Genomic DNA, 13,114 nt, shown 5'->3' with positions numbered 1-13,114 from the left:
TCCTGTTGTGGGGTCTCTGCATGCGTCCGACCGCTCTTGCCGCCCTGATCGCCTGCCTGCTGGCCGGCACCGCGCAGGCCGATGTCCGCCTGCTGACCGCTGCGACGATCCATACCGGCGATCCCGACGCACCGGCCGCCACTGCGCTGGCCTGGGATACCGATACCGGACGCGTGCTTGCCGTCGGTGACCGACAGGCGATGCTCACGCTGTATCCACTCGCGGCATTGACCGACGTCGGCCAGGCAACCGTGATTCCGGGCCTGATCGACGCGCATGCCCACCTGATGTTCCTCGGCGGCACCCTGATGCAGGCCGACCTCACCGGCGCGACCAGTACCCGGGACATCGTCGCGCGCCTGCAGCGTTTCGCGGCTGACAATCCCGAGGGCTGGCTGCTGGGCAGCGGCTGGGACCAGAATCGCTGGCCGGACAAACAGTTCCCGACCGTGGCCGATCTCGACGCGGCGTTCCCGGACCGGCCGGTCTGGCTGGGCCGCATCGATGGCCATGCCGGCTGGGGCAACAGCGCGGCACTGCGTGCCGTCGCACGGCAACCCGGGCAACGCGCATTGAAGGGCAGCTGGCAACCGGCCGGCGGGCGCATCGTGCGCGATGCCAAGGGGCAACCGAGCGGGGTGTTCGTCGATGAAGCGATGTCGCTCGTGCAGGCCGCGATCCCGGCACCGAGCGAGGCCGCACGCGAGCAGATGCTGGCCCGCGCGCTGGACAAGGCGGTCAGCCAGGGCCTGACCGGTGTGCACGACATGGGCGTATCGCGCGCCGACCTGGCCCTGATGCGCCGCTTCGCCGATGCCGGCAAGCTGCCTCTGCGCATCGATGCGTATGCCGATGGCAATGGCGATGCCCTGGCGGATCTCTGTGCCCAAGGCGCGTACCAGCACGCCGGTGGTCGCCTGGAGATGCGCGGGGTGAAACTGTTCATGGATGGGGCGCTGGGCAGCCGCGGGGCCGCGCTGTTGGCCGATTACAGCGACGACCCGCACAACCGTGGGTTGCTGGTGACCTCAGCCGACGACTTTGAAACGGCGGTGCGCAGGGCCGATACCTGTCATGTCCAGGTCGCCACGCATGCGATCGGGGATCGTGGCAACCGGATCGCACTGGACACCTATCAGAAGGTGCTGGGCAAGCGTCGCGCCACGGATCACCGCTGGCGGATCGAGCATGCGCAGGTGGTCGCGCTGGAGGACATTCCGCGCTTCGCCCAGCTCGGCGTGATCGCCTCGATGCAACCCACCCACGCCACGTCGGACATGGGCTGGGCGCAGGATCGGGTCGGTCCCGAGCGCATCCGCGGTGCCTATGCGTGGCGACGGATGCTGGCCTCCGGTGCGCGGCTTGCGCTCGGCTCGGATTTCCCGGTCGAGCAGGTCGATCCACGCCTGGGCCTGTATGCCGCGGTTACCCGCCAGGACCGTGCCGGCCAGCCGCCAGGGGGCTGGCAGCCCGATCAGCGCCTGACGGCGGCGGAAGCGCTGCGCGGTTTCACCGCCGATGCGGCGTGGGCGGGCCATGACGAAGCCCAGGTCGGCCGGTTGCAGCCGGGACTGCGCGCGGACTTCGTTGTGCTCGACCGCGACCCGCTCAGCGTTCCGCCGGCCGGGCTGGCCGACCTGCAGGTGCGCTCGACCTGGGTCGATGGCGCACCGGTATACGAGGCGGCGCGCTGAGGCGCCGCGGGTTTACCAGTCCAGCGTGCCGCGGATGACGGTCTGCACCTGGCCGCCGGACCAGACGTCACCATGGTCATCGATGCGCAGGGTCAGGCGCGCATCGTGGCCGACTTCCCGGCCCTGGCTGACCACGTAACCGTGCGCGGTACCCGGCAGCGCGTCGCGGCTGTCCAGCCAGGCGGCGAGCACGGCATTGGCCGCACCGGAGGCAGCATCTTCAAAGCGACGGCCATTGCCGACGAAGGCGCGGACCGCGAGATCCCAGGCCTGGCCCTGGCTGCGCGCATAAGCGAACACACCCATGCTGTCGGTCGCCTCGGCCAGCGTTGCCACGGCGTCCCAGTCGGGGGTGAGCGCGCGCAGGGCGGCTTCGTCAGCCAGTTCCACCACCCACCAGCTGCGGCCACCGGCCATGCGCGCCGGCGGCAGGCTGCCCAGTGGCCAACCGGCCAGGACGGCCTGCAGGCGGGGATCGGCGGCGGTGGTCACTTCGGCCACGGCGGCGCGCGGGGTGCGGATTGCGATGGTGCGGGCCTCACCGCTGCCGTCCACGCGCAGCGGCAGGGCCCCGGCGATGCCGTCCTGGATCAGCACGCCCTCTACCGGCGCGGCCACGCCCAGTTCCAGCACCGCATGGGCGGTGCCCACGCTGGGATGGCCGGCGAACGGCACTTCCTTCTGCGGACTGAACATGCGGATGCCGTAGCTGGCGCCCGGGGCCTGCGGTGGGAACACGAAGGTGGTCTCGGGCAGCCGGGTCCAGCGGGCGATGGCCTGCATCGCCGCCTCGTCCAGGCCCTGCGCATCGAGCACCACGGCCAACGGGTTGCCGGCGCCGGGGTAGGGCGAGAACACATCCAGCTGCAGGAAACGACGGGAGGTCATGGCGGTACGCTCGACGAAAACGGGCGGGCAGCTTACCAACCGGCGCCGCCTCCCGGGCCGTGTACGGCGGCGCGTGGACCGGTGTCGGCACAAATCCGGCCCGCCTGCGCCGCCCGGGCCCTGCAACGGCCAGGCTTGGCATAGAATCGGGGGTTCGGCCCGGCGTGCCGGGCGATCCCCCTCACTACCCAAACCTCCACCTCCATGTCAGCTTCCCCCCTTGTCGATCGCTGGATCGTACTGAAGTTCGGCGGCACCTCCGTGTCGCGTCGTCACCGCTGGGACACCATCGGCAAACTGGCGAAAAAACGGGCGGAAGAGACGGGCTCGCGCGTGCTGGTGGTGGTGTCGGCGTTGTCCGGGGTGACCAATGAACTCACCGCGATCGCCGACGGCGCCGCCGACAGCCGCGACCGCGTCGCCGCGCTGGTCGCGCGCCACCGTGAATTCCTGACCGAGCTCGAGCTGGACGCCGCCGCGCTGGATGTCCGCCTGGCCGCGCTTTCCGGGCTGCTGGACGATCCGCGTGCCGCCGGGCGGCCGCTGGAATGGCAGGCCGAGGTGCTGGGCCAGGGCGAGTTGCTGTCCTCGACCGTTGGCGCCGCCTACCTGCGCGCCAGCGGCCTGGATTTCGGCTGGATGGACGCGCGCGAATGGCTCGATGCGCTGCCGCCGCAGCCCAGCCAGAGCGAGTGGTCGCAGCGCCTTTCGGTGAATTGCCAGTGGCGTGCCGAGACCGACTGGGCCACGCGTTTCCGCGCCCAGCCGACCCGCATGCTGATCACCCAGGGCTTCATCTCGCGCCACGCCGATGGTGGCACCGCCATCCTCGGTCGCGGCGGTTCGGATACGTCCGCGGCGTACTTCGGTGCACTGCTCGGCGCGAGCCGCGTGGAGATCTGGACCGATGTGCCGGGCATGTTCAGCGCCAACCCGAAGGACGTGCCGGATGCGCGCCTGCTGACCCGCCTGGACTATTACGAAGCGCAGGAAATCGCGACCACCGGCGCCAAGGTGCTGCACCCGCGCTCGATCAAGCCGTGCCGCGATGCCGGCGTGCCGATGGCGATCCTGGATACCGAACGCCCCGAGCTGCCGGGCACCAGCATCGATGGCAACGCCGCGGCGGTACCGGGCGTGAAGGCGATCAGCCGCCGCAACGGCATCGTGCTGGTCTCGATGGAAGGGATCGGCATGTGGCAGCAGGTCGGCTTCCTCGCCGACGTTTTCGGGCTGTTCAAGAAGCATGGCCTCTCCGTGGACCTGATCGGTTCGGCCGAAACCAATGTGACCGTCTCGCTCGACCCGTCCGAAAACCTGGTCAGCACCGATGTGCTGGCCGCGCTGTCGGCCGACCTGTCGCAGATCTGCAAGGTCAAGATCATCGTGCCGTGCGCGGCGATCACCCTGGTCGGCCGCGGCATGCGCTCGATGCTGCACAAGCTCTCGGACGTGTGGGCTACCTTCGGCCGCGAACGCGTGCACATGATTTCGCAGTCGTCCAATGACTTGAACCTGACCTTCGTCATCGACGAGGCCGATGCGGACGGCCTGCTGCCGATCCTGCACGCCGAGCTGATCGACAGCGGCGCGATGCCGGTGGAAGAGGGTGAAGTGTTCGGCCCGCGCTGGCGCGAAATCGCGGGCACCATCCGCCCGCGCGAAACCGCCTGGTGGCGCGGCCAGCGCGAGCACCTGCTGACCCTCGCCCAAGCCGGCACGCCGCGTTACGTCTACAACCTGGCCACGGTGCGGGCGCGTGCGCGCGCGCTGAACGCGATCAAGGCGATCGACCAGCGCTACTACGCGATCAAGGCCAACTCGCACCCGGCCATCCTGGAAGTGCTGGAGCAGGAAGGCTTCGGCCTGGAGTGCGTCTCGCACGGCGAGCTCAAGCATGTGTTCAACACGCTGCCGACGCTGTCGCCCAAGCGCGTGCTGTTCACCCCCAGCTTCGCGCCGCACGCCGAGTACGATGCCGCGTTCGCGCTGGGCGTGACCGTCACCCTGGACAACGTGGAAGCCCTGCAGCGCTGGCCGGAACTGTTCAGCAACCGCGAGTTGTGGCTGCGTGTCGACCTGGGCCGTGGCGAAGGCCACCATGCCAAGGTCCGCACCGGTGGCAAGGACTCCAAGTTCGGCCTGCCGATCGCCCGCGTGGATGAGTTCGTGCGCATCGCCGGCGAGCTGGGCACCCGCGTGGTCGGCCTGCATGCGCACCTGGGCAGCGGCGTGGAAACCGCGCAGCACTGGCGCCTGATGTGCGATGAACTGGCCGGGTTCGCCCGCCGCATCGGCAGCGTCGAGACCATCGACATCGGCGGTGGCCTGCCGATCCCGTACAGCGCCGATGACGAGCCGTTCGATCTGGAGGCCTGGGCTGTTGGCCTGGCCGAAGTGAAGGCGGTGCACCCCGCGTTCCGGTTGGCGATCGAGCCGGGTCGTTACCTGGTGGCCGAGTCCGGCGTGCTGCTGGCGCGGGCCACCCAGGTGGTCGAGAAGGACGGCATCCGCCGTGTCGGACTGGATGCGGGCATGAACACGCTGATGCGTCCGGCCCTGTACGACGCCTGGCATGACATCGAGAACCTGAGCCGCCTGAGCGGCTACTCCGAAGCGATGTTCGATGTGGTCGGGCCGATCTGCGAATCCAGCGATGTGTTCGGCAAGCGCCGCCGCCTGCCGGCCTCGACCGCGCCGGAGGATGTGATGCTGATCGCCGATGCGGGCGCGTACGGCTACGTCATGGCCAACACCTACAACCAGCGCGAGCTGCCGCGCGAGGACGTCATCGATGATGGTCCTTGAGTGCTGCCAGCCGCCTTCCAAACCGGATACACCATGACTGCTTTTGATAAACACCAGGTTGCCGTTTTCCGCTTCGTCCGCTGCGAATTCGCTGCGGACACGGGCGTGGCGCAGCTGGTCTACGCCTTCGATGACGGCCCGGAGCTGATCGAGACGGTGACCATCCCGGGCGCGCCGTTCGTGCTCGAGGGTGACCGTGCCGAGGCGGTGCAGCGCGCCCTGCGCCTGCTGCACCTGATCGCCGGCGTGAGCTACTACAAGGCCGGCGTGCCCGAGCAGGTGCGCATCGACAGCTACACGATCGATGCGGCGACCGCGGCGCTGGTCGAGACCGTGTACCTCAACGGCCTGGGCGAATTCGCCTACCGCAATGGCCTGAACCTGCGTGGCCGCTTCCGCCTGCCGGTGGACGGCGAGGCCTTCGCGGCGCCGGCGCTGGGCCTGCGCGAACACGCGCTGGTCGCCATCGGCGGCGGCAAGGATTCGCTGGTCAGCATCGAAGCGCTGCGCAGCCTGGGCATCGCCGAAACGGTCACGTGGATCGGCGGCTCGCAGCTGATCCGTGCCTGCGCCGAGCGCACCGGCCTGCCGATCCTCAACATCGGCCGCACGCTGGCCCCGGAGCTGTTCGAGCTCAACCGCCAGGGGGCCTGGAACGGCCATATCCCGGTCACCGCGGTGAACTCGGCGATCATGGTGCTGGCCGCGCTGCTGCAGGGCGTGGACCAGGTCGTGTTCTCCAACGAGCGCTCGGCCAGTTATGGCAGCCAGATTCCGGGCACGGGCGAGGTCAATCACCAGTGGTCGAAGGGCTGGGCGTTCGAGCAGGCCTTCGGCGAGCATCTGGAACGGCACGTCGCCGCAGACCTGCACTATTACTCGCTGCTGCGCCCGCTCTCGGAGCTGGCGGTGGCGCGTCAGTTCGCCAAGAGCGATGTCTACGACGCGCATTTCTCCAGCTGCAACCGCAATTTCCACATCCTGGGCGAGCGCCCGGTGAACCGCTGGTGCGGCGTCTGCCCGAAGTGCCACTTCGTGTTCCTGGCGCTGGCCCCGTTCATGCCCAAGATGCGCCTGGTCGGCATCTTCGGCCGCAACCTGCTCGACGATATCGAGCAGGCCCCGGGCTTCGATGCACTGCTGGAATTCCAGGACCACAAACCGTTCGAGTGCGTGGGCGAAGGCCGCGAATCGCGCGCCGCGATGGCGACCCTGGCCGCGCGCCCGGAATGGAATGAAGACGCGCTGGTGAAGCGGTTCGTCCACGACATCCGCCCGCAGCTGGATGCCACCGAACTGCAGATCGAGCCGCTGCTTGCGCTGGAAGGCGAACACCGCATTCCGCCGGCGATCTGGGAGCGTCTGCGTGCGAATTTCGCAGCTTGAAGGCAAGCGCGTTGCGTTGTGGGGATGGGGACGTGAGGGACGCGCGGCGTTCCACGTCCTGCAGCAGCGGCTGCCATCGCTGCCGCTGACCCTGTTCTGCCCGGAGGCCGAGGCCGCCGGTGCGCGCGAGGAAACCCACGGCGCGCTGACGGTCCGTTCGGATGTCACCGGCGAGGCACTGGCCGCGTTCGAGGTGGTGATCAAGTCGCCGGGCATCAGCCCGTATGGCGAAGCTGCGTTGCACGCCACGGCGCAGGGCACGCAGTTCATCGGCGGTACCTCGCTGTGGTTCGCCGAACAGGCCGCCGCCGACGGCATCGTGCACGACACCGTGTGCGTGACTGGCACCAAGGGCAAGAGCACCACCACCGCGCTGCTGGCGCATCTGCTACGTGCTTCGGGCGCGCGCACCGGGCTGATCGGCAACATCGGCCTGCCGCTGCTGGAAGTGCTGGACCCGCAGCCGGTGCCGCAGTACTGGGCGGTGGAGCTCTCCAGCTACCAGACCGGCGAGGTCGCGCGCAGTGGCGCGCACCCGCAGGTCGCCATCGTGCTGAACCTGTTCCCCGAGCACCTGGACTGGCACGGCAGCGAGGCACGCTACATCGAAGACAAACTGCGGCTGGTCACCGAGGCCGCGCCGCGGATCGCGGTGCTCAACGCCGCCGACCCGCACCTGGCAGAGTTGTCGCTGCCGGAGAGCGAGGTCATCTGGTTCAACCAGCCGCAGGGCTGGCATATGCGTGGCGATGTCGTGCATCGCGGTGAGCAGGCGGTGTTCGATACCTCACATACGCCGCTGCCGGGCAGGCACAACCGCGGCAATCTGTGCGCGGTGCTGGCCGCGATCGAGGCCTTGGGCCTCGACGCGGTGAGGCTGGCCCCGGCGGTGCAGGATTTCCGCCCGCTGCCCAACCGCCTGCAGACGATCGGCATGCGCGACGGGATCACCTTCGTCAACGATTCGATCAGCACCACGCCGCACGCGAGCCTGGCCGCGCTGGAGTGCTTCGCCGGGCGCCGCATCGCGCTGCTGGTGGGGGGACATGATCGTGGCCTGGACTGGCACGACTTCGTCGCGCACATGGCGCACGACGTGCCGCCGGTGGAGATCGTCACCATGGGGGCCAACGGGCCGCGCATCCACGCGCTGCTGCAGCCACTGGCCGATGCCGGCCGCTTCGGGCTGCATGCCGCTGCCGACCTGCCCGAGGCCATGCGGCTGGCGCAGGCCGCGCTCGGCGGGGAGGGCGGGGTCGTGCTGCTGTCGCCGGGTGCGCCGAGCTATGGCGTATACCGCGACTACGTCGCCCGTGGCCGCCACTTCGCTGACCTGGCCGGCTTCGATCCGGACCAGATCACGGCGATCCCGGGGATCGGGATCGCCTGAGTCGCGTCAGACCTCTTCCTCATCGATGAAGGCGTAGTCGTTTTCGATGAGCTGCTGCAGGTATGCATCGAAGCTCGGCGCGATCACCCGGTAGCTGTCGGGATCGTGCAGATAGCGCACCACCTGGCCGACCGTGCCACCGGGCGCGGGATGGAAATCCAGGTACAGCATCGAGCTGCCGCCGTTGTTCATGCAGTGCGAGAAGCACAGGCGCTTGCCCATTGGCAGGTCGGCATCGATGCCGTCGCCGAGAATCTCCGGGTCTTCCTCCAGCCATTCCTCGTAGATCGAGCGGATGCTGTCATCCCACTGCGCGCTGTCCTCGAAGACCTGGTTCACCGAGCGCAGGTAGTAGGGGTAATGCCCCTCTTCGACGTCCGAGCCCAGCATCAGCACCACGACCTCGCCACCCGGGTAGGTGCGGAAATGCGTGCCATCCACCCGCGCCAGCAGCGCGAGCAGGCTCTCGGGCACCTGCGGCCAGCGCTCGCGCAGGCGCGCCAGGTCGGCGGCGCTGGCCCCTTCGACCCAGGCCCACATCCGCGCATCGTCTTCGGGCAGGCGCGGCACCAGGCCGGACAGGAAGCGGTCGACAAGACTCATGAAGTGTTCCGTACACGGGGGCCGGCCAGCCTGCCATAACAGGGACGGAGGTAGTTAATTCAATAACAGGGACGGAGGTGGTTAATTCAGATGAGGTCGGGCGCGGCCGGCCTGCCGGATCACGAGGCGGGGGGCACGTGGACCCGGCGCTTCTACACGGTCCCGTCAACCGGCCGTCATACACTCGGGACTCTTTCTGTCGGGAGCAGACGCATGAACAGGCAATGGCGGTGGGGTGCGGCGGTGCTGTTGGGGATGACGGCGCTGCCCGCGCTGGCGGCGATGCAGGCCAAGCCGGTGGAGTGGACCCAGGATGGCACCACCTTCAGCGGCGTGCTGGTCTACGACGACGGAGACAACGACAAGCGTCCGGGGCTGGTGATGGTGCCCAACTGGAAGGGCGTCAACGACTCGGCGATCGCCAAGGCCAAGCAGCTGGCCGGCGACGACTACGTGGTGCTGGTTGCCGATGTGTACGGCAAGGGCGTGCGCCCGAAGACCGATGCCGAGGCCGGGCCGGTGGCGACCAAGCTGCGCAATGACCGTCCCGTGCTGCGGGCGCGTGCGCTGAAGGCGATCGAGGTGCTCAAGGCCCAGGCGGGGAAGGCGCCGCTGGATGCCAGCCGGATCGGCGCGGTTGGCTTCTGCTTCGGCGGCACGACCGTGCTCGAGATGGCGCGCGCCGGTGCGCCGCTGGCCGGTGTGGTCAGCCTGCATGGCGGGCTGGGCTCGCCGCTGCCGGCCAAGGCCGGTGGCACGCATCCGTCCGTGCTGGTGCTCAATGGCGCCGACGACAAGGGCGTGAGCAAGGATGACATCGCCAGCTTCGAGCAGGAAATGAACGCGGCCAAGGTCGACTGGGAATTCACCAACTACAGCGGCGCGGTGCACTGCTTCGCCGAATCGGACGCCAACAGCCCGCCGGGCTGCCTGTACAACCCGCTCGCGGCCAAGCGCGCGTGGAAGGCGCTGGACGAGTTCTTCGACGAGCGGTTCGAGACGCGCTGAGACGTAATGAGACGCGGGGTATCGGCCAGCGCTCGGTGGGTAGTGCCGGCCGCTGGCCGGCAGCCCTGCGGAGCCGGCCAGCGGCCGGCACTACCGGAATGCGCGCGTCAATGGCGATCCGCCCGGTAGGTGCCGACCGTTGGTCGGCACGCTTCCAATCAATGCGAGCGCTGCACCGCGTAACGGGCCAGCCCGCGCAGGGCGGCGACCGCATCGTTGTCGGCCAGGCCGTCGAGCGCACGCTCGGCGGCGTCGGCGTATTCCTCGGCTCGGGCGCGGCTGTAATCCAGCCCGCCGGTGGCGTGGATGGCGGCCAGGACTTCCGGCATCGCCGTCGCATCGCCGTTCTGCACGATCTCGCGCAGGCGCTCGCGGGTGGTCGCATCCGAGTGCGCCATCGCGTGGATCAGCGGCAGCGTGGCCTTGCCCTCGGCGAGGTCGTCGCCCAGGTTCTTGCCCAGCTCATCGGCATTGGCCGAGTAGTCCAGCACGTCGTCGGCGATCTGGAAGGCGTAGCCCAGGTGCATGCCGTAGTCGTACAGCGCCTGCTGGGTGGCCTCATCGACGCCACTGGCCAAAGCGCCCAGACGGGTACCAGCGGCGAACAGCACCGCGGTCTTGCGCTCGATCACGCGCAGGTAGGCGGCCTCGTCGGTATCCGGGTTGTGGACGTGCAGCAGCTGCAGCACCTCACCCTCGGCGATCCGGTTGGTGGTGTCGGCAAGGATGCGCATGACCGGCATGCGGTCCAGCTCGACCATCAGCTGGAAGCTGCGCGAGTAAAGGAAATCGCCGACCAGCACGCTCGGGGCGTTGCCCCACAGCGCATTGGCGGTGCTGCGGCCGCGCCGCAGGCTGGATTCATCCACCACGTCGTCATGCAGCAGGGTCGAGGTGTGGATGAACTCGATGATCGCCGCCAGCTGGTGGTGTTCGGGTCCGGCCTGGCCGACCGCGTGGCCGGCCAGCATCACCAGCATCGGCCGGAGACGCTTGCCGCCCGCCGAGATGATGTGGTCGGCGATCTGGTTGATCAGCACGACATCCGAGGACAGTCGGCGACGAATCAGCGCATCGACGGCGTCCATGTCGGGCGCGGCGAGCGTCTGGATCTGGGGCAGGCCCAGCGCGGGGCGGGTGTCTTCGGTGATGGTCATGCGGTCTGACTTTCAGGCTTGGGCGGAATTATAGGCGGTGCGGTCGTATTCCGCCCGCGAAGACGCGCCGGGACGCTGGATCGACGGGGAGGGTCGCGGGCGGACGGAGCGGAACCGTGCCAATCCGGGAGGCCGCCCCCCCCCGTCCCACGCGCGACGGGCGGCCGCATCACGGGGGGCAGTTGCGCCGGGAAGTGCCCCGTCCGGCGTGAATACGTATGCAAGCAACCCCACCACTGGAGGCACGCAGCTAAGCTTGTCGGGTTCGTTTCTGGCCCCCCTCGTGGGTGCCGTGGAAGCCCGAAGGGGGGCCCCAATGTCGCAGTCTCCATGGTGGCGCGGTGCCGTCATCTATCAGATCTACCCGCGCAGTTTCCTGGATGCCGACGGCGATGGCGTAGGCGACCTGCCCGGCATCATCGAGCGCCTGGACTATGTCGCCGCCCTGGGCGTCGACGCGATCTGGGTCTCGCCGTTCTTCAAATCGCCGATGGCCGACTTCGGCTACGACATCGCCGACCACCGCGACGTCGATCCGATGTTCGGCACGCTCGCCGATTTCGACCGGCTGCTGGCCGAGGCGCATGCGCGGGGCCTGAAGGTGATGATCGACCAGGTGTTCAGCCATACCTCGATCGACCACGCCTGGTTCCAGGAGAGCCGGCAGGACCGCACCAATCCCAAGGCGGACTGGTACGTGTGGGCCGATCCGCGCGAGGACGGCACCCCCCCCAACAACTGGATGTCGATCTTCGGTGGCGTGGCCTGGCAGTGGGAGCCGCGCCGCGAGCAGTATTTCCTGCACAACTTCCTGGCTGACCAGCCCGACCTGAACTTCCACAACCCGGCAGTGCAGCAGGCCACGCTGGATTACGTGCGGTTCTGGCTGGACCGTGGGGTGGATGGCTTCCGCCTGGACTCCATCAATTTCTGTTTCCACGACGCCCAGCTGCGCGACAATCCGGCCAAGCCGCTGGAGAAGCGCCTGGGCCGTGGCTTCAGCGCGGACAACCCGTACGCTTACCAGTACCACTACTACAACAATACGCAGCCGGAGAACATCGGCTTCATCGAGCGGCTGCGCGTGCTGCTGGATGAGTATCCGGGATCGGTCAGCCTGGGCGAGATTTCCGCGGAAGACTCGCTGGCGACCACGGCCGAGTACACCGCGCCGGGCCGCCTGCACATGGGCTACAGCTTCGAGCTGCTGGTGAAGGATTTCAGCGCCGGTTACATCCGCGACACCGTGTCGCGGCTGGAAGCGACGATGACCGAAGGCTGGCCATGCTGGGCGATCTCCAACCACGACGTGGAGCGCGCGGTGACGCGCTGGGGCGGTCATCCGGCCCAACCGCGACTGGCCCGGATGCTGGTGGCGATGCTGTGCTCGCTGCGCGGTTCGATCTGCCTGTACCAGGGCGAGGAGCTGGGGCTGGGCGAAGCGGATGTGCCGTTCGAGGCGCTGCAGGATCCGTATGGCATCACCTTCTGGCCGAACTTCAAGGGCCGCGATGGCTGCCGCACGCCGATGCCGTGGCTCGATGCGCCGAAGGCGGGGTTCACGACCGGTGAGCCGTGGTTGCCGATTCCGGCGGAGCATCAGGCCGCATCGGTGGCGACGCAGGAACATGATCCGCAGTCGGTGTTGAACGCGTTCCGTCAGTTCCTGGCGTGGCGGCGGACGATGCCGACGCTGTTGGTGGGAGATATTCGTTTTCTCGAGTCCGCCGAGCCGGTGTTGATGTTCGAGCGGGTGCACGGGGAGGAGACGTTGCTGTTGGCGTTCAATCTGTCGGCTGAGCGTGCTCGGGTGTCGCTGCCGGTGGGGGCGTGGCAGGCGATGCATGTGCCGGGTCCGGATGTGGGCGAGGTGGTGGATGGCGAGCTGGTGTTGCCTGCGCAGTCGATGTATTGCGCGCGACGCGGCTGATTCGATTTCCGGTGGTATTGAGAGGGCGGGGCCGAGTGCCTCGCCCTTTTTTTGTTTCGCGCTCGTGCGTTGGGGTGCGTCAATCGCTTCAGCAACGGCAGCTGCAACGGCAGCTGCAACGGCAACTGCAACGGCAACTGCAACGGCAAGGGCGCTTTGGGGTGCGCTTGTGCTGGTTTGGGCGGGCACGGGTGGGTTGGCGGGACCCGCCGCAAGTACGTCCGTGTAGGCTTATGTCGCGCCATCCATG

General features: G+C 68.4%; 9 protein-coding genes. 6 read left to right on the top strand and 3 right to left on the bottom strand.

Annotated features, from left to right (window positions below; genetic code table 11):
- The first annotated feature begins 20 nt into the window (after nt 1-20).
- Complete coding sequence (locus HH110_RS17275) at nt 21-1,694, top strand: amidohydrolase (protein ID WP_194243818.1); 1,674 nt, start codon at nt 21-23, stop codon at nt 1,692-1,694.
- A 12-nt stretch (nt 1,695-1,706) separates the two neighbouring features.
- Here HH110_RS17275 and HH110_RS17270 read toward each other — a convergent pair whose 3' ends face one another.
- On the bottom strand, nt 1,707-2,582 hold the full coding sequence (locus tag HH110_RS17270; protein WP_176990799.1) for a PhzF family phenazine biosynthesis protein: 876 nt from the start codon (nt 2,580-2,582) through the stop codon (nt 1,707-1,709).
- A 204-nt stretch (nt 2,583-2,786) separates the two neighbouring features.
- Here HH110_RS17270 and HH110_RS17265 point away from each other — a divergent pair, with 204 nt between their 5' ends.
- The 3 genes from HH110_RS17265 to murD are packed head-to-tail and all read left to right on the top strand — an operon-like array spanning nt 2,787 to nt 8,166.
- Nucleotides 2,787-5,390, top strand: a complete 2,604-nt coding sequence (locus HH110_RS17265) for a bifunctional aspartate kinase/diaminopimelate decarboxylase (protein WP_176990798.1) — start codon at nt 2,787-2,789, stop codon at nt 5,388-5,390.
- Nucleotides 5,391-5,423: 33 nt separating this feature from the next.
- Entirely contained in the window at nt 5,424-6,776 is a 1,353-nt protein-coding gene (murL, locus tag HH110_RS17260) for a UDP-N-acetyl-alpha-D-muramoyl-L-alanyl-L-glutamate epimerase (protein WP_176990797.1), read from the top strand.
- The gene (murD, locus tag HH110_RS17255; protein ID WP_176990796.1) at nt 6,757-8,166 is read left to right on the top strand and encodes a UDP-N-acetylmuramoyl-L-alanine--D-glutamate ligase; all 1,410 of its coding nucleotides are present in this window, start codon (nt 6,757-6,759) and stop codon (nt 8,164-8,166) included. Before murL ends, murD begins: the two co-directional genes overlap by 20 nt.
- A gap of 6 nt (nt 8,167-8,172) precedes the next feature.
- Here murD and HH110_RS17250 read toward each other — a convergent pair whose 3' ends face one another.
- A complete protein-coding gene (locus tag HH110_RS17250) occupies nt 8,173-8,769 on the bottom strand; it encodes an SMI1/KNR4 family protein (RefSeq protein ID WP_176990795.1) in 597 nt (198 codons plus the stop codon).
- Nucleotides 8,770-8,982: 213 nt separating this feature from the next.
- On the opposite strand from HH110_RS17250, the gene HH110_RS17245 reads away from it, so the two are divergent.
- Nucleotides 8,983-9,777, top strand: coding sequence for a dienelactone hydrolase family protein (locus HH110_RS17245; RefSeq protein WP_176990794.1), 795 nt, complete (start codon nt 8,983-8,985; stop codon nt 9,775-9,777).
- Between the two features lie 158 nt (nt 9,778-9,935).
- On the opposite strand, the gene HH110_RS17240 is transcribed toward HH110_RS17245, so the two are convergent.
- Nucleotides 9,936-10,934: a polyprenyl synthetase family protein gene (locus tag HH110_RS17240; protein ID WP_176990793.1), complete on the bottom strand. Its 999-nt coding sequence runs from the start codon at nt 10,932-10,934 to the stop codon at nt 9,936-9,938.
- 316 nt (nt 10,935-11,250) lie between these two features.
- Between HH110_RS17240 and HH110_RS17235 the strand changes: the two genes are divergently transcribed.
- On the top strand, nt 11,251-12,864 hold the full coding sequence (locus HH110_RS17235; RefSeq protein ID WP_176990792.1) for an alpha-glucosidase family protein: 1,614 nt from the start codon (nt 11,251-11,253) through the stop codon (nt 12,862-12,864).
- The last annotated feature ends 250 nt before the right edge of the window (nt 12,865-13,114 follow it).

This window comes from Stenotrophomonas sp. SAM-B (assembly GCF_013387485.1).
Lineage (GTDB): Bacteria > Pseudomonadota > Gammaproteobacteria > Xanthomonadales > Xanthomonadaceae > Stenotrophomonas > Stenotrophomonas maltophilia_AA.
The sequence above is the reverse complement of the archived record's forward strand: the minus strand, read 5'-3'. Positions and strand labels throughout refer to the sequence as shown.